Here is a 24,827-nt window from a genome sequence, read left to right as displayed (position 1 = left end):
CTGCGCATCGCGCGCCGCCGCTTGCGGTCGAAAGAGAACACCATGAAAGACACCATTCGCCAGCTGATCCAACAAGCCATCACCCAACTCGTCAACGAAGGTGTGTTGCCTGAAGGCCTGTCGCCGGCGATCCAGGTGGAAAACACCCGCGACAAGACCCACGGCGATTTCGCCAGCAATATCGCGATGATGCTGTCCAAGCCCGCCGGCATGAAGCCGCGCGACCTGGCCGAGAAGATCATTGCCGCGCTGCCTGCCGACGAGAGTGTCACCAAGGCCGAAATCGCCGGCCCCGGCTTCATCAACTTCTTCCAGAACACCCAGGCCCTGGCCAATCGGCTCGACGCGGCCTTGGCCGACGCTCACGTGGGCGCGCGCAAAGCCAGCCCGGCCCAGCGCACCGTGGTCGACCTGTCGGCGCCTAACCTGGCCAAGGAGATGCACGTCGGCCACCTGCGCTCGACCATCATCGGCGACGGCGTGGCGAGGGTCCTGGAGTTCCTGGGTGATGAAGTCATCCGTCAGAACCATGTCGGCGACTGGGGCACCCAGTTCGGCATGCTGATGGCCTACCTGCAGGAAAACCCGATCACCAGCGACGAACTGTCGGACCTGGAAAACTTCTACCGCGCGGCCAAGAAGCGCTTTGACGAGTCCACGGAATTCGCCGACCGCGCCCGCGGGCTGGTGGTCAAGCTGCAAGCCGGTGATGCCGAATGCCTGGCGCTGTGGACCAAGTTCAAGGACATCTCGCTGTCGCACTGCCAAAAGATCTACGAGCTACTCAACGTCAAGCTGACCATGGCCGACGTGATGGGCGAAAGCGCCTACAACGATGACCTGGTCAACGTGGTCAACGACCTGAAGGCCGCCGGCATGCTGGTCGAGAGCAACGGCGCGCAGTGCGTGTTCCTCGACGAATTCAAGAATGCCGAAGGCGAGCCGCTGCCGGTGATTATCGTCAAGGCCGATGGCGGCTACCTCTACGCCACCACCGACCTGGCCGCCATACGCTACCGCAGTGGCACCCTCAAGGCCGACCGCGCCCTGTACTTTGTCGATCAGCGCCAGGCCCTGCACTTCCAGCAAGTGTTCGCGGTGGCGCGCAAGGCGGGTTTCGTCACCCACCCGATGCACATGGAACACATGGGCTTCGGCACCATGAACGGCGCCGATGGCCGTCCGTTCAAGACCCGCGACGGCGGCACCGTGAAGCTGATCGACCTGCTGACCGAAGCCCAGGAACGTGCCTACAACCTGGTGAAGGAAAAAAACCCGGAACTGGCCGAGGCCGACCTGCGCAACATCGCCCGCGTGGTGGGCATTGGCGCGGTGAAATACGCCGACCTGTCCAAGCACCGCACCAGCGACTACAGCTTCAACTTCGAGCTGATGCTCAACTTTGAAGGCAATACCGCGCCCTACCTGCTGTACGCCTACACCCGTGTGGCGGGTGTGTTTCGCAAGCTGGGCAAGGATTTCAGCGAAGTCGAAGGCCGGATCGTGCTGGAAGCGCCACACGAACAGGAATTGGCCGCCAAACTGGCGCAATTCGGCGAAGTGCTGAACAGCGTCGGCGAGAAAGGCACCCCGCACATTCTGTGCACTTACCTGTACGAAGTCGCGGGGCTGTTCTCCAGCTTCTACGAGAACTGCCCGATCCTGACCGCCGACGACGAAGCCCAGAAGCAAAGCCGCCTGCGCCTCGCCGCGCTGGCTGGACGCACCCTCAAGCAAGGCCTGGAACTGTTGGGCCTGGAAACCCTGGAGCGTATGTAAGTTGGCCGCCAAGAAAAAACCTGCACCCAAGCGCGGCGCCAGCCGCTACCAGGCCCCGGCGAAGAAGCCGATCCCCGGCTGGCTGTGGATGGCGATCGGCCTCACCGTCGGCGCGTTTATCGTGTTCCTGATGAAGCTGGACCCAGGCCAGGGCGACGACGTCAAACGCGTCAAACAGGAGCAGCAGAAGGCCACGAAAATGGCCGAAGCCAACAAGACTGCGCCGAGCCCGACCGCACCCGTGAAGCCCAAGTACGACTTCTACACGCTGCTGCCGGAATCGGAAGTGATCGTGCCGCCCGACGCCGTGCCGGAGAAAACCCTGCCGACGCCGCAAGTGCCGACCACCCCGGTCACCCCGGCGGAAGCGGCGAAAATCGACACGGCGCGTGCTCAGGCCGCGCTGGCCGGGATCACCCCGCCGCCGGCACCGCCGGTTGCCGAGACCAAGGCCGCGCCGGTCACCAAGTTCTTCCTGCAAGCGGGCTCGTTCCCGAAACAGGCGGATGCCGATCGCGTGCGCGCGCAGATCATTCTGCTGGGCCAGACGGTGACGGTGGAGTCGGGCACGGTGAAGGACGCGACCTGGTATCGCGTGCTGGTGGGGCCGTTCAGCAACCGTGAACAGTTGACCGTGGCGCAGAAACAACTGGCCGGCGCGGGCTTTAGCAACCTGTTGTTACAACAGCGCCAGAGCCGCTGACTAACAGCCGACACGGTTCAAATGTGGGAGCTGGCTTGCCTGCGATGGCGGTGTAACAGTCAATATTTCACTGACTGAACCACCGCCATCGCAGGCAAGCCAGCTCCCACAGTGGTTTTGTGGTGTTCCGAGGAGTGTGTCAGACCGATAGACGCCACTCGTCCGCCCCAGCGCCCTGCGGTTGAAATCCCTCCCACCACCCCCATATCAGTTTCCATCAGGGCATTTTCGCCCCGCTGCGTGGAGACTCTCCCCTTGACCACCATCGTTTCAGTACGTCGCCACGGCAAAGTTGTCATGGGCGGCGACGGCCAGGTTTCCCTGGGCAACACCGTGATGAAAGGCAACGCCAAGAAAGTGCGTCGCCTGTACCACGGCCAGGTTCTCGCGGGCTTTGCCGGCGCTACCGCCGACGCCTTCACCCTGTTCGAGCGTTTCGAAGGCCAGCTTGAGAAACATCAGGGCCATTTGGTGCGCGCCGCCGTCGAACTCGCCAAAGAATGGCGCACCGACCGCTCCCTCAGCCGCCTGGAAGCCATGTTGGCCGTCGCCAACAAAGACGCGTCCCTGATCATCACCGGTAACGGCGATGTGGTTGAGCCTGAACATGGCCTGATTGCCATGGGTTCCGGCGGTGGCTACGCCCAAGCGGCAGCCAGCGCACTGTTGAAGAAAACCGACCTGTCGGCCCGCGAAATCGTCGAGACCGCCCTGGGCATCGCCGGTGATATCTGCGTGTTCACCAACCACAACCAGACCATTGAGGAGCAGGACCTCGCCGAGTAAGCCGTAGGCTTATTCCGCTTGAGGCCGCCAAACACTATGTCCATGACTCCCCGTGAAATCGTCCATGAACTCAACCGCCATATCATCGGCCAGGACGATGCCAAGCGCGCCGTCGCGATCGCGCTGCGTAACCGCTGGCGCCGGATGCAGCTGCCCGAAGAACTGCGCGTTGAAGTAACGCCCAAGAACATTCTGATGATCGGTCCGACGGGCGTGGGTAAAACCGAGATCGCCCGGCGCCTGGCCAAACTGGCCAATGCGCCTTTCATCAAGGTTGAAGCCACCAAGTTCACCGAAGTGGGCTACGTGGGCCGCGACGTCGAGTCGATCATCCGCGACCTGGCCGACGCCGCCCTGAAAATGCTGCGCGAACAGGAAGTGACCAAGGTCAGCCACCGCGCCGAAGATGCCGCCGAAGAGCGCATCCTCGATGCCCTGCTGCCGCCGGCACGCATGGGTTTCAACGAAGACGCCGCACCGGCTTCGGATTCCAACACCCGCCAGCTGTTCCGCAAGCGCCTGCGTGAAGGCCAGCTGGATGACAAGGAAATCGAGATCGAAGTCGCCGAAGTCTCCGGTATCGACATCTCCGCGCCGCCTGGCATGGAAGAAATGACCAGCCAGTTGCAGAACCTGTTCGCCAACATGGGCAAGGGCAAGAAGAAAAGCCGCAAGCTCAAGGTCAAGGATGCGCTCAAACTGGTGCGCGACGAAGAAGCCGGACGCCTGGTCAACGAGGAAGAACTCAAGGCCAAGGCCCTCGAAGCGGTCGAGCAGCACGGGATCGTGTTTATCGATGAAATCGACAAAGTGGCCAAGCGCGGCAACTCCGGCGGCGTCGATGTATCCCGCGAAGGCGTGCAGCGCGACCTGCTGCCGCTGATCGAAGGCTGCACCGTGAACACCAAGCTGGGCATGGTCAAGACCGACCACATCCTGTTTATCGCCTCTGGTGCGTTCCACTTGAGCAAGCCAAGCGACCTGGTGCCGGAGCTGCAAGGCCGCCTGCCGATTCGCGTGGAACTCAAGGCGCTGACCCCGGGTGACTTCGAACGCATTCTCAGCGAACCGCACGCGTCGCTCACCGAGCAGTACCGCGAGCTGCTGAAAACCGAAGGCCTGGGGATCGAGTTCCAGGCCGATGGCATCAAGCGCCTGGCGGAAATCGCCTGGCAGGTCAACGAGAAGACCGAGAACATCGGTGCGCGTCGCCTGCACACCTTGCTTGAGCGTTTGCTTGAGGAAGTGTCCTTCAGCGCCGGCGACATGGCCGGTGCGCAGAATGGCGAAGCGATCAAGATCGATGCCGAGTACGTCAACAGCCACCTGGGCGAATTGGCGCAGAACGAAGATCTGTCGCGTTATATCCTGTAAGCCTCACTCAGGACCGCTTTGCTTTACTGTGGGAGCTGGCTTGCCTGCGATAGAATCGCCTCGGTGTCAGAGAAACACCGAGGCGCCTGTATCGCGGGCAAGCCCGGCTCCCACAGTTTAAAGCCGGTTCCTTCAGGACTATCTTCGAGCGGCTCTCCAATGTCGAAATTCCCCACTGCTGTAAACCTGCACAAAACCTCAAACACCCTCGGCCTTACCTACGCCCCCGATGAAACCTACCAATTGCCCGCCGAATTCCTGCGGGTGCACTCGCCGTCCGCCGAGGTCCAGGGCCACGGCAAACCCATCCTGCAATTCGGCAAGCTCAACGTCCGGCTGACCAAGATCGAACCGGCCGGCCAGTACGCACTGAAACTGACCTTCGACGACGGGCATGACAGCGGACTGTTTACCTGGGACTACCTCTACCAGTTAGCCGTGCGTCAGGACGCGCTGTGGGCCGACTACCTCGCTGAACTCAAGGCGGCCGGCAAAACCCGCGATCCGAGTGAATCGGTCGTGCGGCTGATGCTCTAGCCCAGGCGTCTTGCTCTTTAGAGGGCATTTTCTAATTTCATCTGCTTGAATGCCCTGTCGCGGGACCAACGATGGGTCCGCTTGCGAAAAAAATTAAACTCGGGTAACCAATGGAGCTGGCAAGTTCCCTGCATTTGACGATGCGGTATCAACGGTCACCCGAGTCGCAGTACCTGGCGTGTGTTGTGGATCGCAATCTGGATGCATCGCCACCGCCGGTACTCGTCTTTCGGACAATGGAGCGTCGTAGATGAGTAACAAGAATAACGATGACTTGAAACGCCAGGCCTCGGAAAACACCCTGGGGCTCAACCCGATCATCGCGTTACGCAAAAAGGACTTGCTCGCCTCGGCGAAGATGGTGCTGACCCAAGCCATCAAGCAACCGTTGCACAGCGTCAAGCACGTCGCGCATTTTGGCGTGGAACTCAAGAATGTGATGTTCGGCAAGTCGCAGTTGGTGCCCGAAAGCGACGACCGTCGTTTCCATGACCCTGCCTGGAGCCAGAACCCGCTCTACAAACGTTATTTGCAGACCTACCTGGCGTGGCGCAAGGAACTGCACGACTGGATCGGCGACAGCAACCTGTCCGAACAGGACATCAGCCGCGGCCATTTCGTGATCAACCTGATGACCGAAGCCATGGCCCCCACCAACAGCGCGGCCAACCCGGCGGCGGTCAAGCGCTTCTTTGAAACCGGCGGCAAAAGCCTGCTCGATGGCTTGTCCCACTTGGCCAAGGACATGGTGCACAACGGCGGCATGCCGAGCCAGGTCAACATGGGCGCCTTTGAAGTGGGCAAGAGCCTGGGCACCACCGAAGGCGCGGTGGTGTTTCGCAACGACGTGCTGGAGCTGATCCAGTACAAGCCGATTACCGAACAGGTGCACGAGCGACCGCTGTTGGTGGTGCCGCCGCAGATCAACAAATTCTATGTATTCGACCTGAGCCCGGAAAAGAGCCTGGCGCGCTTTTGCCTGCGCAATAACCAGCAAACCTTCATCGTCAGTTGGCGCAACCCGACCAAGGCCCAGCGCGAGTGGGGGCTTTCGACCTATATCGAGGCGCTCAAGGAGGCGGTCGATGTGGTCACGGCGATTACCGGCAGCAAGGACATCAATATGCTCGGCGCCTGCTCCGGTGGCATCACCTGCACCGCGCTGCTCGGTCACTATGCGGCGCTGGGGGAGAAGAAGGTCAACGCCCTGACGCTGCTGGTGAGTGTGCTGGACACCACGCTGGACACCCAGGTGGCGCTGTTCGTCGACGAGCAGACCCTGGAAGCGGCCAAGCGCCATTCCTACCAGGCCGGCGTGCTGGAAGGCCGCGACATGGCCAAGGTGTTCGCCTGGATGCGCCCCAATGACCTGATCTGGAACTATTGGGTCAACAACTACCTGCTGGGCAACGAGCCGCCCGTATTCGACATCCTGTTCTGGAACAACGACACCACGCGCCTGCCGGCGGCGTTTCACGGCGATCTGATCGAACTGTTCAAGAACAACCCGCTGGTACGCGCCAACGCCCTGGAAGTGTGTGGTACGCCGATCGACCTCAAGCAAATCACCGCCGATATTTACTCTCTGGCCGGCACCAACGATCACATCACGCCGTGGCAGTCCTGCTACAAATCGGCGCAACTGTTCGGCGGCAAGGTTGAATTCGTATTGTCCAGCAGCGGTCACATCCAGAGCATTCTCAACCCGCCGGGCAACCCCAAGGCGCGGTATCAGACCAGCGACAGCCTGGCGGCGAAACCGTTGGAGTGGCAGGAAAATGCCACCAAGCACACCGATTCGTGGTGGCTGCATTGGCAAGCGTGGCAGGCGGAGCGGGCGGGCAAGTTGAAAAAAGCGCCGGTGAGTTTGGGTAATAAAACCTACGCCGCCGCCGAGGCTGCGCCGGGTACCTACGTGCATGAACGATAAGTAAATTATGCAGTTGAAATGGGGTCAATGTGGGAGCTGGCTTGCCTGCGATTGCGGTGGGTCAGCCAGTTGAAGGGTGACTGACAGAATGCAATCGCAGGCAAGCCAGCTCCCACATTGACCGGGTTCCTACAGATAAATTGCGCCACTTCACAGGGCTTGAGCATGCCGCAACCGTTCATCTTTCGTACCATCGACCTGGATGGCCAGGCCATCCGCACGGCGGTGCGCCCGGGCAAGCCTCACTTGACGCCGCTGCTGATCTTCAATGGCATCGGCGCCAACCTTGAGCTGGTGTTTCCGTTCGTCCATGCGCTGGACCCGGACCTGGAAGTGATCGCCTTCGATGTGCCCGGCGTGGGCGGTTCGTCGACGCCCAACCGGCCCTACCGTTTTCCCGGCCTGGCCAAGCTCACCGCGCGCATGCTCGATTACCTCGACTACGGCCAGGTGAACGCGGTGGGCGTGTCCTGGGGCGGGGCGCTGGCGCAGCAATTTGCCTACGACTACCCGGAGCGTTGCAAAAAGTTGATCCTGGCGGCCACGGCGGCGGGTGCGGTGATGGTGCCGGGCAAACCCAAAGTGCTATGGCTGATGGCCAGCCCACGCCGTTACATCCAGCCGTCCCATGTGGTGCGCATCGCGCCGATGATCTACGGCGGCTCGTTCCGCCGCGATGCAAAACTGGCCGCCGAACACGCAAGCAAAGTGCGCTCGGCCGGCAAGCTGGGCTACTACTGGCAACTGTTCGCGGGGCTGGGCTGGACCAGCATCCACTGGCTGCACAAGATCCGCCAGCCCACCCTGGTGCTGGCGGGCGACGACGACCCGCTGATCCCACTGATCAACATGCGCATGCTGGCCTGGCGCATCCCCAATGCCCAACTGCACATCATCGATGATGGCCACCTGTTCCTGATCACTCGGGCCGAGGCCGTGGCGCCGATCATCATGAAATTCCTGCAAGAGGAGCGCATGCGTGCAGTGATTCATCCGCGACCGGCGGTGTAAGGACCACACCGCCGCGCAACCCGCCAGAAACCGACTATGGTTCTGGATTGGCGTGCCTGTTTGATGGCTTGACGAAGGAGTGTTGGCTCATGCGAGAAAGACCCGTGACGGACCCGGCACCCACCCCTGCTGCGTTCATCAATGCGCAAAGTGCGATCACCGGGCTGCGCGGCCGCGACCTGCTGTCGACCCTGCGCAGCGTAGCCGCCCATGGCTTGCGCAACCCGCTGCATACGGCTCGTCATGCCCTGGCGTTGAGCGGTCAACTGGGCCGCGTGCTGCTCGGTGAAACCATGCACGAACCCAACCCCAATGACAGCCGCTTCACCGACCCCACCTGGACACTCAACCCTCTGTACCGGCGCAGCTTGCAGGCCTACCTGAGCTGGCAGAAGCAGACGCGCCACTGGATCGATGACAGCGCCCTGGGCGCCGATGACCGAGCCCGTGCGCACTTCGCCTTTTCGCTGCTCAATGATGCGGTTTCGCCTTCCAACACCTTGCTCAACCCGCTGGCGATCAAGGAACTGCTCAACTCCGGCGGTCACAGCGTGGTGCGCGGCGCGAGCCACCTGTTCGAAGACCTGCTGCACAACAACGGCCTACCGCGCCAGGTGAGCAAGCATGCGTTCGAGGTGGGCAAGACGGTCGCCACCACACCCGGCTCGGTGGTCTTTCGCAATGAGCTGCTGGAGCTGATCCAGTACAAACCCATGAGCGAAAAACAGTACGCCAAGCCGCTGCTGATCGTGCCGCCGCAAATCAACAAGTACTACATTTTCGACCTGAGCCCAGGCAACAGCTTTGTGCAGTACGCGTTAAAAAACGGCCTGCAGACGTTCATGGTCAGCTGGCGCAACCCGGATGTGCGCCATCGCGAATGGGGGCTTTCCACCTACGTCGCCGCGCTGGAGGAGGCGCTCAACGCATGCAGGGCGATCACCAAAGCCCGCGAGGTCAACCTGATGGGCGCCTGCGCCGGTGGCTTGACCATCGCGGCGCTGCAAGGCCACCTGCAGGCCAAGCGCCAACTGCGCCGCATCTCCAGCGCGAGCTACCTGGTGAGCCTGCTGGACAGCCAGATCGACAGCCCCGCCACACTGTTCGCCGACGAGCAGACCCTGGAGGCCGCCAAGCGCCGTTCCTATCAGCAAGGCGTGCTGGACGGCCGTGACATGGCCAAAGTGTTCGCCTGGATGCGCCCCAATGACCTGATCTGGAACTACTGGATCAACAACTACCTGCTGGGCAAGGAGCCGCCGGCCTTCGACATCCTGTACTGGAACAACGACAACACGCGCTTGCCCGCCGCGCTGCACGGCGACCTGCTGGACTTCTTCAAGCACAACCCGCTCAGCCACCCCGGTGGACTGGAAGTGTGCGGCACCCCCATCGATCTGCAGAAGGTCACCGTGGACAGCTTCAGCGTGGCCGGCATCAACGACCACATCACGCCGTGGGACGCGGTGTACCGCTCCACCCAATTGCTGGGCGGCGAGCGGCGCTTCGTGCTGTCCAACAGCGGGCATATCCAAAGCATCCTGAACCCGCCGGGCAACCCCAAGGCCAATTACGTCGAGAACCCAAAGCTGAGCAGCGACCCGCGCGCCTGGTACTACGACGCCAGCCACGTCGAAGGCAGTTGGTGGCCGCAGTGGCTGACATGGATCCAGCAGCGCTCGGGCGTACAACGAGAAACCCACACTGCCCTGGGCAACCAGAATTACCCACCGATGGAAGCGGCGCCAGGCACTTATGTGCGCGTGCGTTGAGTTCAACCCTCTCCTTAAGAAGCCTGGATGAAGACCCGCGACCGTATCCTTGAATGTGCCTTGCAATTGTTCAACCAGAAGGGCGAACCCAATGTCTCGACCATGGAGGTGGCCAATGAAATGGGGATCAGCCCCGGCAACCTCTACTACCATTTTCATGGCAAGGAACCGCTGGTACTCGGTCTGTTCGAACGCTTTCAAGCTGAACTGGCACCGCTGCTCGACCCACCGGCCGATGCGCAATTGAAGCCCGAGGATTACTGGCTGTTCCTGCACCTGATCGTCGAGCGTATGGCCCACTACCGCTTCCTGTTCCAGGACCTGTCGAACCTCGCCGGGCGCCTGCCGAAGCTGGCCAAGGGCATTCGCAACCTGCTCACGTCGCTCAAGCGCACCCTCGCGTCATTGCTCGCCCGACTCAAGACGGCCGGGCAATTGGTCAGCGATACCCAGGCGCTTGGGCAACTGGTGGAACAGATCACCCTGACCCTGCTGTTTTCCCTGGACTATCAGCGGGTTCTGGATCGTGAAGGCGAGGTCCGCGTGGTGGTGTATCAAATCATGATGCTGGTGGCGCCCCATTTGTTATTGCCGATACGGCAGGCCACCGAGCGATTGGCGCTGCGTTACCTGGAAGACTCCAACTAAGCCACACACAATAGGCATAATTCTTACAGATACCTCTTAGTTACGACTCACCGAATTGCCGCCGCACTTTAAACAATTCACTGTCGCTCTTGATGCCCAATTTTCGATAAGCCGATTGTTTTTGCGTACTGATCGTACTCGCACTGCGCGAAAACTTTGCAGCGATGGAATTGACGGTCATCCCATCCATAAAGCAGCGCAACACTTCCTGTTCTTTGGGTGTCAGACAGTCACTCAGGCGAAACGGTGTTGAACCCTCCACGCCAGACCTCGCATTTACTGCGCCCACCAATGAACGCCCCACCTGCAGCGCCGGCACCATACAGGGTTGCAGGTATATCCGGCCCTCGGCGACGGTGCGGATGGCTGTTATCAATTCGGCCAGGTTCTGGATTTTGCCCACTACCCCCCAACTGCCGGCCTTCAAGGCCAGGGAAACCGTGGCCGGGGTGTAATGCGACGACACGACCACCGGCTTGCAGCGGCTGAAACGCCTGGCCAGGATGCGGATGAGATTGAGGCCGTCGATGTCGTCGGGGCCCAGGGCAAAGTCCATCACCACCACGTCCGCCGTCCGCAGGGCAAGCGCATCGAGTAGCTCCCTGCCCGTGCCGAAGGAGCCAACCAGATGCAGGTCGGCCTCCTTGCCCAAGCCCAGCTCGATCCCTTGCCGAACCATCGCATGGTTATCCAGCAACATCACCGTGACGGTCTTGAACATTGAACTAGGCATCAAAAAAAACCCGCAAGGTTAACAGCGCAATACAAATACTTGGATTTTTTAAAACACCGTATAGCTCACCCGCCCACAGGTTTCAATGCGGGACTACAACGAAACTTACTCTTTCAGGCATTCCCTTCAGAAAACTCTTACGCATTCAACTTTGAAAAATCTTGTATTGACCTTTTGGAATTTCGAATATTTTCGAGATAAAACTCGCGACTCCTCTATGGGCAACTTTCTGTTTTCGGGACACATTATGTTTCCCGTCTTTCGAGGGCGACTCGATCTCGATGATGTTGACGGGGCATATATATTACTAAGGTCTGGAAATACTTATGAAAGCCAACGCTCTCTCCACCGTTGCCGCCGCGTTTGCCCTGGCCGCAGCAGCGTCTCAATCGGCCCATGCCAACGATGGCGTTATCAACTTCAGTGGCCTGGTCACCGACGTGACCTGCACCGTCGAAGGCGCGGCGCCGGGTACTGGCGCCGCGGTCAAGGACGTGAACCTGGGCGGTGTTTCCGGGTCACGCCTGGCGGCTGCCGGTCAACGCGCCAACCTTACCGGTTTCAGCATTCGGGTTGGCGGCCCGGGCCAGGGCAGCTGCACCAACGGACGCACCGCCATGGTGGCGTTCGATCCCACCAGCCCGGCCATCGACGTGGCAACCGGCCGTTTGAACATTGATGGTCATGACGATCCGTCCGACACCACCACCGCCAAGAACGTACAGGTCGAAGTCACCAACCGTGACGGCAGCCCGCTCAACGTCTACACCGAGAAATCCGAAGGCGTGGTGATCGCCGACAACCAGGCAATCATCCCGATGGCCGCGCAGATGTATGCCACCGGTGCCGCCACCGAAGGTACGGTCAACACGCGCGTGGGCTTTTTGGTCGAGTACGCCGAGTAAGGCCTGAACGCTTCGATCCCACTGTAGGAGCGGGCTTGCTCGCGATAGCGCTGTATCGCATGACCGACCCACCACATTCGCGGGCAAGCCCGCTCCCACACTGAAGCGATTCCAGTTCGCCCGAAAGCCGCATTTTTGATCCCATGCCTGAGAAGAGAACCCGAACGATGAAACGCATGGCCCGCCTCGCGCTTGTCGCCTGTGCGCTTGTATTCATGTCATTGCTGACGCCACTCGCCCATGCAAGCGTCATCGTCCATGGCACACGTGTGGTTTACCCCGTCGAACAACAGGAGTTGATCGTGCGCCTGGAAAACAAAGGCGATCGCCCGGCGCTGGTGCAGGTGTGGCTGGATGCCGGCGATCGGCAATCGACACCGGCGACGGCGCGAACCCCGTTTACGCTGTCGCCACCGATCTTTCGTATCGAGCCCAACCAGCAACAGGCGGTGCGCTTGCGCTACACCGGCGAACCCGTGCCCACGGACCGCGAGAGCCTGTACTGGCTGAACGTATTGGAAGTGCCGCCAAGCACGCAGGATGCGGCGCAGAAAAACCAGATCCAGCTGTCGTTCCGTACCCGCCTGCGGGTGTTCCTCAGGCCGCAGGCGCTGCCGTTGCCGGCCGAACGCGCGCCCGCACAGGTGCAATGGAAGCTGGTGCCCCATGGTCAGGGGTATGCCCTGCAAGCCACCAACCCGACGCCCTATCACGTCTCGCTCGCCAGCATCGACCTGGCCAGCGATGGCCGACGCTACAGCAAAGCGGCCAACCAGACGGCCACCGACAGCCTGTTGATGCCCCACGGCGATACCAAGCTGTTTGCCCTGCCAGGGCTCAAGGCCCAGCCCAAGGGGGCGGCGCAGGTCGAGTTCACCGCCGTCAGCGATTTCGGCGCCCGCGTGCGGTATTCCGCCAGCCCAACCTTTTAAGTACGACGGATAACCCACCGCATGAACGCGTCATTGGTTTCTCGCCTTCTTCCGAAGGCCACGCTGGTACTCGTTGCCCTGCTCGCCGCCACGGCGGTACAGGCCAGCGTGGTCATCGGCAGCACTCGTATCGTTTATCTGCAAAAAGACAAGGAGGTGACGGTACGGCTCGATAGCAAAAACCAGAAACCGACATTGCTCCAGGTATGGCTGGACGACGGCAACGAACACTCTACCCCGGATGAGTCCGGGATACCGTTTGTGGCCACGCCGCCGATTTTCCGCATGGAACCGCAGCAGCAACAGATCATTCGCCTGGCCCACACCGGCGAACCGCTGCCGGCGGAGCGCGAAAGCCTGTTCTGGTTCAATCTGCTGGAAGTGCCTTCCCAAGCGCTGAACAGCGAGCAGAACAACCAACTGCAATTGGCGTTCCGCTCGCGGATCAAGCTGTTCTACCGCCCGGCAACACTGCCCTACGACGTCGAAGAAGCCCCCGCCAAACTGCAGTGGAAATACCTTGCGACCGAGCAGGGCCAGGCGCTGGAAGTCTTCAACCCGACGCCCTACCACGTGAGCTTCGACACGATTGAACTGGTCACCGGCGGCCAACGCCATTCGCGCGAAACCAGCGCATCGGGTGACAGCAATATGGTGGTCCCCGGCGGTCGCAACCGCTTCGTCCTGCCAGGGTTGAAGTCGGCACCGGCCAGCGCCCTGACCGTCGAGTTCCAGACCCTCGATGACTATGGCGTGCGGGTTTCCCACACGGCGGATATCCGGCGATGACCTCCCGACCTTAGGCACCGGCCCGGCCGCACCAGCGCCGCCGGCCCTGAAACATACCCTCGGATTTGCCCCCTCGACCGGGGCTGGGACTCGCCATGCCGATTTTCGGGCAGAACCTATTTTTTGGAAACGGTAACCATGCGTTCGAACACGCCTGCCAGCGCAATCAACTGGCCCTTGTCACGCCATCGACTCAAGCTGACCGCCCGCAGCCTGGTACTGCTCGGCAGCACGCATGCGATGCTCGCCCACGGCGTCGAGTATGTGGCTTTCAACCCGGCCTTCTTCCCGCAGGGCAAGGCGGGCTTGCAGGTCGACATCACCAAATTCAACCAGGGCAACGTCGTGTTGCCCGGCAGCTACCGCGCCGACGTTTACCTCAATGGCCAATGGTTCGGCCGTGAAAACCTGACTTTCAACGCCGTTGAAGGGCAGAACTCCGCGCAGTTGTGCCTGGGGCGCGACACCTTGCTCGCCTTCGGCGTGGACCTGGACGCTGTCGCCGAACACCATGGCGCGACAGGGCAGGCAGCCGCGCCGGCATTCCCGGTGTGCGGCGATATCGGCGCGTTCATTCCAGGCGCCAGCGTCAGCTTCGACCCGACCGACAACAAGCTGCAATTGCAGGTGCCGCAGCTTTACCTGGCGCGCCAGGCGCGTGGCTACGTGAGCCCGCAACAATGGGACAGCGGCATCAACGCAGGTTTTGCGCGCTACAACTTCAACACCTTTGCCACCAAGACCGCGGGGCGCTCGCTTAACTCCACCTACTTGGGCTTGAACACCGGTCTGAACCTCGGCGACTGGCATTTTCGGCACAACGGCAGCTTCAGCCAGTCGGACGGTTCTTCCGGCTACCAGAGCAGCGCCACCTACCTGCAACGCGAGTTGACCGGCCTGCAATCGCAACTGATGCTCGGCGAGATCTTTACCCCCGGCGAATTGTTCGACAGCGTGCGCATCAATGGCATCAGCGTGTTCAGCGATGACCGCATGCTGCCCGACTCCATGACCGGGTTTGCCCCGGTGGTGCGCGGCGTCGCCGAAACCAACGCGCGGGTCAGCGTACGCCAGCGCGGCATCCTGCTCGATGAAGTCAGCGTCGCGCCCGGCCCGTTCATGCTTGACGACCTGTACCCCACCGGATTCGGCGGCGACCTCAACGTCACCGTCACCGAAGCCGATGGGCGCGTACGCGAATTCATCGTGCCGTTCGCCGCCAACGCCAACTTGCTGCGCCCGGACGCGCGCCGCTATTCGCTGAGCGTCGGCCAACTGGATGAGATTGGCGTGCGGCACGCGCCAACCCTGGCGCAGGCCACGTACCAGCGCGGCTTGAGCAACCTGTTGACCGGCTATACGGGCACGGTGGTCGGCGAGGATTACTTCTCCCAGCTCATCGGCGCGGCGTTCAACACGCCGCTGGGTGCCCTGTCGCTGGACGTGACCAACTCCGACGCCCGGGTGCCCGGCCACGCTTCGCGCAATGGTCAAAGCGTGCAACTGCGCTACAGCAAGAATTTCACCGACACCGGAACGCATTTCGCGCTGGGCGCCTACCGCTACTCCACCGAAGGCTTCCTCAACGTGCGCGATGCGGCGCGCGTGCGTGGCCTGGCCATGGACGGGCTCAACGTCGACAGCGTCTCGCGCCTGCGCGACCGCATGGACGTCAGTCTCAACCAGAGCGTGGGCACTGGCTCCTTCTACCTGACCGGTTCCTCGCAGCAATACTGGAACCGCCAGAGCCGCAACCTGACGTTCTCCACTGGCTACAGCAATACCTGGAAAGGCCTGCACTACACCGTCAGCGCCCAGCGCACCCGCGACCTGCTGAGTGACCGGGTGGACAAGCAGATCGACTTTACCTTGAGCCTGCCGCTGGGCAGCGGGTCGCGCAAACCGACCCTCTCCACCTCGGTGTATCGCGGCGACCGCAGCAGCGGTGAACGCGCCAGCCTGGGCGGCAGCCTCGGCGAGCTCAACGAGGTCAGCTACGGCCTGAGCACGACGCGCACTTCAGGCAGCGGCAACGCGGCCAGCGCCGACATCAAATACCAGACCAGCCAGGGCGTGCTCTCGGCCGGCGTTGGCCGCAGCTCGGATTACCGCTCACTGTCGCTGGGCTTGACCGGGGGCGTCGTCGCGCACGCCGGCGGCCTGACGCTGGCCCCGGAGCTGGGCGACACCATCGGCATCGTGCAGGCCGCAGGCGCAGCCGGCGCACGGGTCAACGGCAACCACAGTTCACAGGTGAGCAAAAGCGGCTACGCCGTGGTACCGCACCTGACGCCGTACCGCAAGAACATGGTCGAGCTGGACCCCAAGGACCTGTCCGTGGACGTAGAGCTCAAGACCGCCGCGCAAAACGTCGCGCCCCGCGCAGGCTCGGTAGTGATGCTGGAATTCGAGAGCGTCAGCGGCCAGGCCATGTTGATCACGGCTTTGCGCGAAGACGGCAGCCCGTTGCCGTTCGGTGCCGATGTGATGGATGCGAGCGGCGCCATTGTCGGCATGGTCGGCCAGAGCGGCAAAGCTTTTGTGCGGGTGCCTCGCGACGCGAATCTGTTGATCGTCAAGTGGGGCGCCACTGCCGCCAGCACGTGCCAATTGAGTTACCAGCTCAACCCGGCGCCCGGCGGGGAAAGCCACGACCGCTTGCGTCACCTGGATGCCGGTACCTGCGCGGCCAACACCAGCCTGGTTGCACAGGACCGCCCCGGCGCGAGCCCGCGTGACGAATACCTTTAATTGCAACACCACAAGGACCCTTAGATGAAAACTCAAACGTTACCCCTCATTCTGGCCGTCAGCGCCGCTATCGCGGCCGGCCCGACAAACGCCGCCACGACCGGCTCGCTGGGGTTTGCCGGCCAGGTCGACAGCGGCACCTGCAACCTGGCCGCTGGCGACGTGAGCCGCACCATCACCTTGCCGACGGTCAAGGTGGCGGATTTCGACAACGCGGTGTCCGTCGGGGAAACGCCCTTCCAGGTCACCGCCGAATGCGAGTCGGACATTCGCAACGTCACCTTTCTGTTCACCGGTACGGCGGACAGCGGCAACGGGATGCTGTTCAACAATACCGGCAGCGCAACCGGCCTGGGTATCTGGCTCAAGGCCGGTGCCACAGGCACCACGATTCCGGCCAATGGCACCGAGCTTGAACGCAGTCGTACGGTTGCCACATCGGCCAGCAGAGCGGTGCTGGATGCGTCTGCGGCCTATCACAAAAACGACGCAGCCGTTGGCCGGGGCACCTTGGTCAGTGCCGCGACCTTGTCGATTACCTACGATTGAAACGGGCTCGCGCAAGCGCAGGAGCCGGCACAGGAGGTGCGCAAAAACACGTCCGCCCCGATAACAGGGCGCTCTATCCATTTTTGCGAAGCTGAACATGAAATATTCCACGCAACTCTTATTGGCACTCCTGGCCTGTGGCCTCTCGATCACGGCTCAAGCGGCGTGCGACCGCTATCCGATGTCCACGCACAGCCTCTCGCTTCCGTCCGTCATCGAAGTGCCCGATAGCCTGCCCGTGGGCAGCATCATTCTGCGCAAGGCCTTCGACGGAGTTGCACCGGGCTTTACCATCACCTGCCCCACGGCAACCTTGAGACAATTCGCCGGGCATTGGTACGAACTGGTAGCCGTTCCCGGCGCAGGTATATCCGCCCATCTCACCTATGTTCCAGGCGTGGCCGTCAATGTGATGGTCAGGGATGCAAGCGGATTGGTTTATCCCCACTCGCTGGCAAGCGCCAGCCAAGTGATGCCTGCCGGAAGTACGCATTACAGCAACGTGAGCGCAGAGGCGATCTTCTACAAAGTCGCGCCTGTGGAAAGCGCGACATTGCATGCGACCAACTGGCTGTACGAAAGGTGGGCAACCAATCAGGGCTATTTTTCGCTGTCGCTCGTCACCTCCACGCGCTTCGTCAAACCCACCGCCACCTGCGACCTGGCGGCTGGCGACGTCAACCGCACGGTGGCGCTGCCCACCGTGCGGGTGGGTGACTTTCGCACGGCCACCAGCGCCGGCGCCACGCCGTTCGATCTGTCAGCCAATTGCAGCAACGCCTCGAACGTGACCTTCCGCTTTTCCGGCACCGCCGCGTCCGGCGATGCCTCGCGCTTTGCCAACACCGGCAGCGCGGGCGGCCTGGCCCTGTGGCTGTATGCGCGCAGCAATAACACCACCATTACGCCAAGCGGCACCGACAGCTCGCGCACCGTCACGGTCTCCAACAACCGCGCGGTGCTGCCGCTCGGCGCGGCGTACTTCAAGACCGGTACGGTTGGCCAGGGCACCTTCGCCAGCACGGCCACGGTGTCGATTACCTATAACTGAAACCACACAGGCCCCTTATGAAGCTCAACGCTCTTTCGGCAGTATTGGCGATCAGCGGCTGTATCGCCGCCAGCTCCCTGCACGCCGCCACTACCGGCACTTTGCGTTTTACCGGACAAGTCGACGCAGGCACGTGCAACCTGGCGGCCGGTGATGTGAACCGCACGATCACACTGCCTCCGGTCAAAGTGTCGGATTTCGATTCATCCGCACAAGCGGGGACGACGAACTTCGACATCACCGCCGACTGTGAATCGGACATTAAAAATGTGTTCTTCCTGTTTACGGGAACGCCGTCCGCCGGAAACGGCGAACTATTCGCCAATACGGGAACCTCGGGCGGCACGGCGCTTTCGCTTTCCCACCGAAATGTCGCGTACATCCCTGCCAACGGAACGGTCGACCAGCGCACCCGCCAGCTCACGGTCAGCAACTCTAAAGCGGTGTTACCCATGAATGCGTCATACCGAAAAACAGGCGAAGCGATCACCAAAGGCAGCCTGGCCAGCGCCGTTACCGTGTCGATCACCTATAACTGAGAAACGCGCCTGTGGCGTGAGCAAAAAAAACGTCCGACCCTTTAGAGGCCGGACGTTTTTTGTGTCCCGGAAAAATCAGGACTGACTGGATGGCGTCGGGGTTGCCGGCGTTGCAGTCGGGTTTACCGCAGGGGTCGGTGCCGACACCGAGTTGGCGGTGGACGCGGTGGTCGCCGCAGGCTTGGCCGCAACAGCGGGCTTGGACGCGGGTTTTTTCGCTACCGCTGGCTTCTTCGCGACGGCTGGTTTTGCCGCTGGCTTGGCTGCTGCTGGTTTGGCGGCAGGTTTAGCAGCCGCAGGTTTAGCAGCCGCAGGTTTAGCTGCCGGCTTGGCGGCGGGTTTCGCGGCGGACTTGGCAGCAGGTTTGGCAGCAGGTTTAGCGGCAACCGGTTTTGCCGCTGGCTTGGCGGCCGGCTTGGCAGCTGCGGTTTTCGCCGCAGGTTTTGCGACAGCTTTGGCCGGTGCCTTGGCCGCAGGCTTCGCGGTCGGTTTAGCGGCGACTTTTACCGCAGGCTTGGCCGTGGTTTTCGCGACGGGTTTGGCCGCTGCGGTTTTAGCCACCGGCTTGGCTGCAGGTTTGGCAGCGGCCGCTTTTACGGGAGCCACTTTCGCGCCGGTCAGTTTTTCGATTTGCTTGGTCAGGGTATCGACCTTGCTGTGCAGCGTCTTCAGCTCTGCCTTGCTCGGCACGCCCAGTCGCGAAATGGCACTGTTGAGGCGCTTGTCGAAGGTTTCTTCCAACTTGCCCCACGTGTCGGAAATGCTCGACTTGGCGGAACCGGCAGTTGTCTTGGCCGCATCAACTTTTTTACCCACCGTGGTTTTGGTCAACTTCTCGGCCTTTTCGCCGTCCTTGACCAGAGTCTCGAAGTATTTGCCACCGTCACTGCTAACCTTCGAGTACACGCCTAAACCAGCAAGCCAGATCTTACGGGAATATTTTTCAACTTCCCCGACCCACGAGCTGCCTTCTTTCTGAGTAGTCTTTTTAACAGCCATCCGGATGTCTCCTTAGTGTTTACGCGCGACACGTTCTAGCAATGTCGTCAGCTCTTCGAGCTTAGCAGAGAGTGTCTCAACGTCATGTCTAGACGCAATGCCGATTCGATTCAAGGCACTTGCAACACGAGTATCAAAAGCTTTTTCAACTTTATCCAGCTGAACTTCTACCAGACCTTTGAGGGTTGAGACATTACTCTTTACTTGGTCCATCTGACTGTTGGCAGCCTCAAGTTGTTCAACTGCAACTTTTTTGCCTTTATTTTCAATATGTTGACCCGTTTTAACCAGTTCCTTGAAGTATTCTGCGCCCTCACTTCCAACCTTGGCGTAGGCACCCAGCCCCGCCAGCCAGATCCTGCGGGCGTAGGACTTGCCGTCGCTTGGGGCAGTGGTCCGGGCGTCGATTTTTTTCTTCAGGATAACGTTGGCCATGGTTCGCCTCACACAGGATAGGGGGGAGGAACGGCCCACACGGGTTGCGGGCTTGGGCACAAAGTAGGAGGAATAATTAGAATCGGCACCCTAACAACAGGTTGATCAAGACAACGCCTTGTCCAGGGCTTTCTCGATTTCGGATTTGATGGTGCCGCTCATGGCCGACATCAACAGGCCCAGTTCCACATCGATGCGCAACGAATCATCGGCGACTAACACAGTGCCCTTAACCCCCGAACGCCTGAGGTTCAACGTATCACCGGACCACGACGACTCCAGGCCATAACGTTCCTGAAGTTTGCTTGCCAACTGTTCGGCCTTTGCCCGTGCGGCTTCTTTACCCAGGTTATGTGCGCGCTCAACGGTAATACGGGCCATTGCCATGACTCCTCTTTATAGCCAGTGGTAAAACCTTCCGTGCGGCAAAAGGTCTCTGAGATGACCTATCTTACCTGCAGCCTTGCCAAGACAAAGCAGGCCTTGGGGATTATCATGTGCCGCATTCTCTTCTGGTGACAGCGATATGACTGATCAGCGCAAAGGCAGCGATGCCGAACCCACCACTCACTTCGGCTTCAAGAACGTACCGGAAAGCCAAAAAGCGGAAAAAGTCGCTGAGGTGTTCCACTCCGTAGCCGCCAAGTACGACCTGATGAACGACGTGCTGTCGGGCGGCATGCACCGTCTGTGGAAGCGCTTCACTATCGAGCTGTCCGGCGTGCGCACCGGTAACCGCGTGCTGGACATCGCCGGCGGCACCGGCGATCTGGCGGCCAAATTCTCCAAGCTCGTAGGCCCGACCGGCCAGGTGGTATTGGCGGACATCAACGGTTCGATGCTCAAGGTCGGCCGCGACCGCCTGCTGGATAAAGGCGTGGCCGGCAATATCGAATTCGTGCAGGCCGACGCGGAAAAACTGCCGTTCCCCGACAACCATTTCGACTGCGTGACCATCGCCTTCGGCCTGCGCAACGTCACCCACAAGGAAGACGCGATCCGCTCGATGCTGCGTGTGCTCAAGCCGGGCGGCCGCCTGTTGGTGCTGGAGTTCTCCAAGCCGACCAACGCGCTGATGTCCAAGGTCTACGACACCTACTCGTTCGCCTTCATGCCGCTGATGGGCAAGCTGATCACCAATGATGCCGAAAGCTATCGCTACCTGGCCGAATCGATCCGCATGCACCCCGACCAGGAAACCCTCAAGTCGATGATGGTAGAGGCCGGTTTCGACCGTGTGACCTACCACAACATGACCTCGGGTATCGTCGCCCTGCACCGCGGCATCAAGCCCTGATGTTGCTCCAAGGTCTTCTCGCAAGCGCGGAACACGGCCTCAACCGTGTGCTGCGCCTGGACAGCACCGCCCTGGCGCGGCTGGCGCACCTGAACGGCAAAATCATCGCCGTCGACTGCCGCAGCCCCGCGTTGCAGCTGTTTATCCTGCCCAGCGATGAAGGCCTGACGCTGGCGACCCAATGGGCCGCCGACGCCGACTGCACCCTGCGTGCGCCGGCCTCGAGCCTGGTGCACCTGGCCTTGAGCCGCAACAAAACCGCGATTCTGCACAGCGCCGAGGTGGAGCTGGAAGGCGACAGCGCGGTGCTGATGGACCTGGCCGCGGTGCTGCAAGACCTGGAACTGGACTGGGAATACGAGCTGTCGCGCTGGATCGGCCCGGTGGCCACCCAGTTGCTCAGCGGGCACCTGCGCAGTCGATCGCGCTGGTACCAGCAAGGGTTCGCCAGCCTCAGCCAGAACCTCGCCGAATACCTGAGCGAAGAATCGCGCACCCTGGTCGGAGAACGGGAAGCGCAAGCGCGCTTTCGTGAACTCGACAAGGCCAAAATCGACCTGGAACGCCTCGAGGCCCGCTTCGAGCGCCTGAGCCGTTCCCTTGATCCAAGCGATAACGCATGAAGCTGCTCGCCGTCCGCCGTTTGTTTCGTATCCAGCGCGTCGTAATCCGCTACCGCCTCGATGACTTGCTGTTCGCCCTGCCCTTGCCGTGGTTCCTGCTGGCGGTGCGTTATGTGCTGCCGTGGCGCTGGCTGCCGCGCAAAAAGCTCGAGCTCAGCCGTGGTGCGCGCCTGCGCCTGGCCTTGCAGGATCTGGGGCCGATCTTCATCAAGTTCGGGCAGATCCTCTCGACCCGCCGCGACTTGTTGCCCGAAGACATCGCCGATGAGCTGATGCTGCTGCAGGATCGCGTGCCGCCTTTCGACTCCCAGCAATCGATGAACCTCATCGAAGCGCAGTTGGGCAAGAAGATCAGCGACGTATTCAGCCGTTTCGACGTCGAGCCGCTGGCCTCGGCCTCGGTCGCACAGGTGCACGCGGCGCAGCTCAAGACCGGCGAAGAAGTGGTGGTGAAGGTGATTCGCCCAGGCCTCAAGCCGATCATCGGCCAGGACCTGGCGTGGTTGTTCATCCTGGCCCGCGCCGCTGAGCGCTTCTCGGCCGATGCGCGCCTGCTGCACCCGGTGGACGTGGTCGCCGACTACGAAAAAACCATCTACGACGAACTCGACCTGCTGCGCGAAGCCGCCAATGCCAGCCAGCTCAAGCGCAACTTCGAAGGCTCGCAACTGCTGTACGTGCCACAGGTGTATTGGGACTGGTGCCGCCCCAAAGTGTTGGTGATGGAGCGCATCTACGGGGTGCAGGTCACTGACCTGGCGACCCTCGCCGACCAGCGCACCGACATGAAGATGCTGGCCGAGCGTGGCGTGGAGATCTTCTTCACCCAAGTGTTCCGTGACAGCTTCTTCCACGCCGACATGCACCCGGGCAACATCTTCGTCAGCACCGTCAACCCGTGGAGCCCGCAGTACATTGCGATCGACTGCGGCATCGTCGGCAGCCTGACGCCGGAAGACCAGGACTACCTGGCACGCAACCTGTTCGCCTTCTTCAAGCGTGACTATCGCCGCGTGGCGCAGTTGCACATCGATTCAGGCTGGGTGCCGGCGGAAACCAAACTCAACGAATTCGAAGCGGCGATCCGCACGGTGTGCGAGCCGATCTTTGAAAAACCGTTAAAGGATATTTCCTTCGGCCAGGTGCTAATGCGCCTGTTCCAGACCGCACGGCGCTTCAACATGGAAGTGCAGCCGCAGTTGGTGCTGTTGCAAAAAACCCTGCTGAACATCGAGGGTCTGGGCCGCCAGTTGTACCCGGACCTCGACCTCTGGAGCACCGCCCAACCGTTCCTGGAACGTTGGATGCGTGAACGGATGAGCCCGAAAACCATGCTGGGCAACCTGCACAGCCAGATGGAACAGCTGCCGCACCTGGCCAACATGACCCGCGACTTGCTGGAACGCATGTCCCAGCCCCATGCCAAGGACCCGGAGCCACCGTGGCGCAAACGCAAGGACGACTGGTTCCTGCGCCTGCTGGGCGCCGCGCACCTGGTGGGCGGGGTGATGCTGGCCATCGGCGGCCCGTTGAACCAACTGGGCCACTGGCCGGCGGGCGCCATGGTTGCCGTGGGTGTTTATCTGATCGTGCGTCGATAGCCAATCCGGTTATACACTGTCGCAAATTGCCGGAGCCGAACATGAAAGACTGGCTGGACGAGATCAAGTGGGACAGTGACGGCCTGGTGCCGGCCATTGCCCAGGACTACAAGACCGGGCGCGTACTGATGATGGCCTGGATGAACCGCGAGGCCCTGAGCCTCACCGCCACTGAGCAGCGCGCCATTTACTGGTCACGTTCGCGTGGCAAACTGTGGCGCAAGGGCGAAGAGTCCGGGCATGTGCAGACCCTGCACGAGATGCGCCTGGACTGCGACGCCGACGTGGTGATCCTGATGGTCGAACAGATCGGCGGCATCGCTTGCCACACCGGCCGTCACAGCTGCTTCTATCGCGTGTTCGAGAACGGCGAGTGGAAGATCGTGGAGCCGGTGCTCAAAGACCCGCACGCCATCTATTCGGCAGGACACTGACATGAGCGATACCCTGAACCGCGTGGCCCAGGTGCTGGAAGACCGCAAAGGCGCGGACGCCGACAGCTCCTACGTCGCCAGCCTGTACCACAAGGGCTTGAACAAGATTCTGGAAAAACTCGGCGAAGAGTCCGTCGAGACCATCATCGCCGCCAAGGACGCGCAAATCAGCGGCGACTGCAGCGATGTGATCTACGAAACCGCCGACCTGTGGTTCCACAGCCTGGTCATGCTCGCCCAACTGGGGCAGCATCCGCAGGCCGTGCTCGATGAACTGGACCGTCGCTTCGGCTTGTCCGGGCATGCCGAGAAGGCTTCGCGCCCGCCCGCTTGAATAACTAAGACTAGAGGATTTGCAGCATGGGCATTTTTGACTGGAAACACTGGATCGTCATTCTGGTAGTGGTGGTATTGGTGTTTGGCACCAAGAAACTCAAGAACCTGGGCACCGATGTCGGCGAGTCGATCAAGGGCTTTCGCAAAGCCATGAATGACGACGAAAAACCGGCTGACCCGGCCGCCAATCCAGTGCCGCCCGCACAGCCGGTGCACCCGCAGGCCGCCCAGCCGATCACCGAGCGTCGCACCTTCGACGTGCAGGCTGAGAAAGTCGAAGAGCCGACCCGCAAAGACTCGTGAGCACTGACTA

26 protein-coding genes are annotated in these 24,827 nt (G+C 61.3%); 22 read left to right on the top strand and 4 right to left on the bottom strand.

The window, feature by feature from the left end:
• Window positions 1-42 precede the first annotated feature (42 nt).
• The 9 genes from argS to BLL36_RS12450 all read left to right on the top strand — a co-directional run bounded on the left by argS (window position 43) and on the right by BLL36_RS12450 (window position 10,540).
• Window positions 43-1,779, top strand: a complete 1,737-nt coding sequence (gene argS, locus BLL36_RS12490; RefSeq protein WP_076951742.1) for an arginine--tRNA ligase — start codon at window positions 43-45, stop codon at window positions 1,777-1,779.
• 1 nt (window position 1,780) lies between these two features.
• A complete protein-coding gene (locus tag BLL36_RS12485) occupies window positions 1,781-2,482 on the top strand; it encodes an SPOR domain-containing protein (protein WP_027605014.1) in 702 nt (233 codons plus the stop codon).
• A gap of 255 nt (window positions 2,483-2,737) precedes the next feature.
• Window positions 2,738-3,268 carry an ATP-dependent protease subunit HslV gene (gene hslV, locus BLL36_RS12480; RefSeq protein ID WP_003171209.1) on the top strand — a complete coding sequence of 177 codons (531 nt, stop codon included), beginning with the start codon at window positions 2,738-2,740 and terminating at the stop codon, window positions 3,266-3,268.
• Between the two features lie 36 nt (window positions 3,269-3,304).
• Window positions 3,305-4,642: an ATP-dependent protease ATPase subunit HslU gene (gene hslU / locus BLL36_RS12475; RefSeq protein ID WP_076951741.1), complete on the top strand. Its 1,338-nt coding sequence runs from the start codon at window positions 3,305-3,307 to the stop codon at window positions 4,640-4,642.
• Window positions 4,643-4,801: 159 nt separating this feature from the next.
• On the top strand, window positions 4,802-5,179 hold the full coding sequence (locus BLL36_RS12470; protein WP_076951740.1) for a gamma-butyrobetaine hydroxylase-like domain-containing protein: 378 nt from the start codon (window positions 4,802-4,804) through the stop codon (window positions 5,177-5,179).
• A 250-nt stretch (window positions 5,180-5,429) separates the two neighbouring features.
• Complete coding sequence (phaC, locus tag BLL36_RS12465; protein WP_076951739.1) at window positions 5,430-7,109, top strand: class II poly(R)-hydroxyalkanoic acid synthase; 1,680 nt, start codon at window positions 5,430-5,432, stop codon at window positions 7,107-7,109.
• Window positions 7,110-7,274: 165 nt separating this feature from the next.
• A complete protein-coding gene (gene phaZ / locus BLL36_RS12460; RefSeq protein ID WP_076951738.1) occupies window positions 7,275-8,120 on the top strand; it encodes a poly(3-hydroxyalkanoate) depolymerase in 846 nt (281 codons plus the stop codon).
• Between the two features lie 89 nt (window positions 8,121-8,209).
• The gene (phaC, locus tag BLL36_RS12455; RefSeq protein WP_076951737.1) at window positions 8,210-9,892 is read left to right on the top strand and encodes a class II poly(R)-hydroxyalkanoic acid synthase; all 1,683 of its coding nucleotides are present in this window, start codon (window positions 8,210-8,212) and stop codon (window positions 9,890-9,892) included.
• A gap of 27 nt (window positions 9,893-9,919) precedes the next feature.
• A complete protein-coding gene (locus tag BLL36_RS12450) occupies window positions 9,920-10,540 on the top strand; it encodes a TetR/AcrR family transcriptional regulator (RefSeq protein WP_076951736.1) in 621 nt (206 codons plus the stop codon).
• Between the two features lie 40 nt (window positions 10,541-10,580).
• On the opposite strand, the gene BLL36_RS12445 is transcribed toward BLL36_RS12450, so the two are convergent.
• The gene (locus BLL36_RS12445) at window positions 10,581-11,240 is read right to left on the bottom strand and encodes a response regulator transcription factor (RefSeq protein ID WP_076951893.1); all 660 of its coding nucleotides are present in this window, start codon (window positions 11,238-11,240) and stop codon (window positions 10,581-10,583) included.
• A 359-nt stretch (window positions 11,241-11,599) separates the two neighbouring features.
• Between BLL36_RS12445 and BLL36_RS12440 the strand changes: the two genes are divergently transcribed.
• The 7 genes from BLL36_RS12440 (at window position 11,600) to BLL36_RS12410 (ending at window position 18,789) form a co-directional block, all read left to right on the top strand.
• Entirely contained in the window at window positions 11,600-12,178 is a 579-nt protein-coding gene (locus tag BLL36_RS12440; protein WP_076951735.1) for a fimbrial protein, read from the top strand.
• A 167-nt stretch (window positions 12,179-12,345) separates the two neighbouring features.
• Complete coding sequence (locus BLL36_RS12435) at window positions 12,346-13,110, top strand: fimbrial biogenesis chaperone (protein ID WP_076951734.1); 765 nt, start codon at window positions 12,346-12,348, stop codon at window positions 13,108-13,110.
• 21 nt (window positions 13,111-13,131) lie between these two features.
• Window positions 13,132-13,899 (top strand): fimbrial biogenesis chaperone, encoded by a 768-nt coding sequence (locus BLL36_RS12430; protein ID WP_076951733.1) that lies wholly within the window; start codon window positions 13,132-13,134, stop codon window positions 13,897-13,899.
• Between the two features lie 138 nt (window positions 13,900-14,037).
• Window positions 14,038-16,650 carry a fimbria/pilus outer membrane usher protein gene (locus tag BLL36_RS12425; RefSeq protein ID WP_076951731.1) on the top strand — a complete coding sequence of 871 codons (2,613 nt, stop codon included), beginning with the start codon at window positions 14,038-14,040 and terminating at the stop codon, window positions 16,648-16,650.
• Window positions 16,651-16,674: 24 nt separating this feature from the next.
• Window positions 16,675-17,199 (top strand): fimbrial protein, encoded by a 525-nt coding sequence (locus BLL36_RS12420; protein ID WP_076951729.1) that lies wholly within the window; start codon window positions 16,675-16,677, stop codon window positions 17,197-17,199.
• Between the two features lie 97 nt (window positions 17,200-17,296).
• The gene (locus tag BLL36_RS12415; RefSeq protein WP_076951728.1) at window positions 17,297-18,250 is read left to right on the top strand and encodes a fimbrial protein; all 954 of its coding nucleotides are present in this window, start codon (window positions 17,297-17,299) and stop codon (window positions 18,248-18,250) included.
• 17 nt (window positions 18,251-18,267) lie between these two features.
• Complete coding sequence (locus BLL36_RS12410) at window positions 18,268-18,789, top strand: fimbrial protein (RefSeq protein WP_076951727.1); 522 nt, start codon at window positions 18,268-18,270, stop codon at window positions 18,787-18,789.
• A 75-nt stretch (window positions 18,790-18,864) separates the two neighbouring features.
• Here the strand turns inward: BLL36_RS12410 and BLL36_RS12405 are convergent, their stop codons facing one another.
• The 3 genes from BLL36_RS12405 to BLL36_RS12395 all read right to left on the bottom strand — a co-directional run bounded on the left by BLL36_RS12405 (window position 18,865) and on the right by BLL36_RS12395 (window position 20,604).
• On the bottom strand, window positions 18,865-19,788 hold the full coding sequence (locus BLL36_RS12405) for a phasin family protein (protein ID WP_076951725.1): 924 nt from the start codon (window positions 19,786-19,788) through the stop codon (window positions 18,865-18,867).
• Window positions 19,789-19,800: 12 nt separating this feature from the next.
• Complete coding sequence (locus tag BLL36_RS12400) at window positions 19,801-20,223, bottom strand: phasin family protein (protein ID WP_076951723.1); 423 nt, start codon at window positions 20,221-20,223, stop codon at window positions 19,801-19,803.
• 105 nt (window positions 20,224-20,328) lie between these two features.
• Window positions 20,329-20,604, bottom strand: coding sequence for a polyhydroxyalkanoic acid system family protein (locus tag BLL36_RS12395; RefSeq protein WP_076951722.1), 276 nt, complete (start codon window positions 20,602-20,604; stop codon window positions 20,329-20,331).
• A gap of 145 nt (window positions 20,605-20,749) precedes the next feature.
• Here BLL36_RS12395 and ubiE point away from each other — a divergent pair, with 145 nt between their 5' ends.
• Genes ubiE through BLL36_RS12365 form a run of 6 tightly spaced genes read left to right on the top strand, consistent with a single transcriptional unit; the run spans window position 20,750 to window position 24,817 of the window.
• Window positions 20,750-21,520: a bifunctional demethylmenaquinone methyltransferase/2-methoxy-6-polyprenyl-1,4-benzoquinol methylase UbiE gene (gene ubiE, locus BLL36_RS12390; RefSeq protein ID WP_003171186.1), complete on the top strand. Its 771-nt coding sequence runs from the start codon at window positions 20,750-20,752 to the stop codon at window positions 21,518-21,520.
• Window positions 21,520-22,143 carry a ubiquinone biosynthesis accessory factor UbiJ gene (locus tag BLL36_RS12385; RefSeq protein ID WP_076951721.1) on the top strand — a complete coding sequence of 208 codons (624 nt, stop codon included), beginning with the start codon at window positions 21,520-21,522 and terminating at the stop codon, window positions 22,141-22,143. The genes ubiE and BLL36_RS12385 overlap by 1 nt, the downstream gene beginning before the upstream one ends.
• Window positions 22,140-23,744: a ubiquinone biosynthesis regulatory protein kinase UbiB gene (gene ubiB, locus BLL36_RS12380; RefSeq protein WP_076951720.1), complete on the top strand. Its 1,605-nt coding sequence runs from the start codon at window positions 22,140-22,142 to the stop codon at window positions 23,742-23,744. The genes BLL36_RS12385 and ubiB overlap by 4 nt, the downstream gene beginning before the upstream one ends.
• 41 nt (window positions 23,745-23,785) lie before the next feature.
• On the top strand, window positions 23,786-24,178 hold the full coding sequence (gene hisI, locus BLL36_RS12375; protein ID WP_076951718.1) for a phosphoribosyl-AMP cyclohydrolase: 393 nt from the start codon (window positions 23,786-23,788) through the stop codon (window positions 24,176-24,178).
• Window position 24,179: 1 nt separating this feature from the next.
• Window positions 24,180-24,512 (top strand): phosphoribosyl-ATP diphosphatase, encoded by a 333-nt coding sequence (locus BLL36_RS12370; protein ID WP_076951716.1) that lies wholly within the window; start codon window positions 24,180-24,182, stop codon window positions 24,510-24,512.
• 26 nt (window positions 24,513-24,538) lie between these two features.
• Window positions 24,539-24,817: a twin-arginine translocase TatA/TatE family subunit gene (locus BLL36_RS12365; protein WP_017738835.1), complete on the top strand. Its 279-nt coding sequence runs from the start codon at window positions 24,539-24,541 to the stop codon at window positions 24,815-24,817.
• The last annotated feature ends 10 nt before the right edge of the window (window positions 24,818-24,827 follow it).

It is taken from the genome of Pseudomonas cedrina subsp. cedrina (assembly GCF_001983175.1).
Taxonomy (GTDB): Bacteria; Pseudomonadota; Gammaproteobacteria; order Pseudomonadales; family Pseudomonadaceae; genus Aquipseudomonas; species Aquipseudomonas cedrina.
This window is presented reverse-complemented; position numbering and strand designations above follow the sequence as displayed.

Excerpts from the sequence above, each read along its gene's own strand:
- phaZ (WP_076951738.1), top strand. The coding sequence starts at position 7,275 with ATGCCGCAACCGTTCATCTTTCGTACCATCGACCTGGATGGCCAGGCC.
- BLL36_RS12395 (WP_076951722.1), bottom strand. The coding sequence starts at position 20,604 with ATGGCCCGTATTACCGTTGAGCGCGCACATAACCTGGGTAAAGAAGCC.
- BLL36_RS12420 (WP_076951729.1), top strand. The coding sequence starts at position 16,675 with ATGAAAACTCAAACGTTACCCCTCATTCTGGCCGTCAGCGCCGCTATC.
- BLL36_RS12425 (WP_076951731.1), top strand. The coding sequence starts at position 14,038 with ATGCGTTCGAACACGCCTGCCAGCGCAATCAACTGGCCCTTGTCACGC.
- BLL36_RS12365 (WP_017738835.1), top strand. The coding sequence starts at position 24,539 with ATGGGCATTTTTGACTGGAAACACTGGATCGTCATTCTGGTAGTGGTG.
- BLL36_RS12410 (WP_076951727.1), top strand. The coding sequence starts at position 18,268 with ATGAAGCTCAACGCTCTTTCGGCAGTATTGGCGATCAGCGGCTGTATC.
- BLL36_RS12415 (WP_076951728.1), top strand. The coding sequence starts at position 17,297 with ATGAAATATTCCACGCAACTCTTATTGGCACTCCTGGCCTGTGGCCTC.
- phaC (WP_076951737.1), top strand. The coding sequence starts at position 8,210 with ATGCGAGAAAGACCCGTGACGGACCCGGCACCCACCCCTGCTGCGTTC.
- hisI (WP_076951718.1), top strand. The coding sequence starts at position 23,786 with ATGAAAGACTGGCTGGACGAGATCAAGTGGGACAGTGACGGCCTGGTG.
- BLL36_RS12470 (WP_076951740.1), top strand. The coding sequence starts at position 4,802 with ATGTCGAAATTCCCCACTGCTGTAAACCTGCACAAAACCTCAAACACC.
- BLL36_RS12450 (WP_076951736.1), top strand. The coding sequence starts at position 9,920 with ATGAAGACCCGCGACCGTATCCTTGAATGTGCCTTGCAATTGTTCAAC.
- BLL36_RS12430 (WP_076951733.1), top strand. The coding sequence starts at position 13,132 with ATGAACGCGTCATTGGTTTCTCGCCTTCTTCCGAAGGCCACGCTGGTA.
- argS (WP_076951742.1), top strand. The coding sequence starts at position 43 with ATGAAAGACACCATTCGCCAGCTGATCCAACAAGCCATCACCCAACTC.
- hslU (WP_076951741.1), top strand. The coding sequence starts at position 3,305 with ATGTCCATGACTCCCCGTGAAATCGTCCATGAACTCAACCGCCATATC.
- BLL36_RS12385 (WP_076951721.1), top strand. The coding sequence starts at position 21,520 with ATGTTGCTCCAAGGTCTTCTCGCAAGCGCGGAACACGGCCTCAACCGT.
- BLL36_RS12440 (WP_076951735.1), top strand. The coding sequence starts at position 11,600 with ATGAAAGCCAACGCTCTCTCCACCGTTGCCGCCGCGTTTGCCCTGGCC.
- phaC (WP_076951739.1), top strand. The coding sequence starts at position 5,430 with ATGAGTAACAAGAATAACGATGACTTGAAACGCCAGGCCTCGGAAAAC.
- BLL36_RS12370 (WP_076951716.1), top strand. The coding sequence starts at position 24,180 with ATGAGCGATACCCTGAACCGCGTGGCCCAGGTGCTGGAAGACCGCAAA.
- BLL36_RS12405 (WP_076951725.1), bottom strand. The coding sequence starts at position 19,788 with ATGGCTGTTAAAAAGACTACTCAGAAAGAAGGCAGCTCGTGGGTCGGG.
- BLL36_RS12435 (WP_076951734.1), top strand. The coding sequence starts at position 12,346 with ATGAAACGCATGGCCCGCCTCGCGCTTGTCGCCTGTGCGCTTGTATTC.
- BLL36_RS12445 (WP_076951893.1), bottom strand. The coding sequence starts at position 11,240 with ATGTTGCTGGATAACCATGCGATGGTTCGGCAAGGGATCGAGCTGGGC.
- ubiB (WP_076951720.1), top strand. The coding sequence starts at position 22,140 with ATGAAGCTGCTCGCCGTCCGCCGTTTGTTTCGTATCCAGCGCGTCGTA.
- BLL36_RS12400 (WP_076951723.1), bottom strand. The coding sequence starts at position 20,223 with ATGGCCAACGTTATCCTGAAGAAAAAAATCGACGCCCGGACCACTGCC.
- ubiE (WP_003171186.1), top strand. The coding sequence starts at position 20,750 with ATGACTGATCAGCGCAAAGGCAGCGATGCCGAACCCACCACTCACTTC.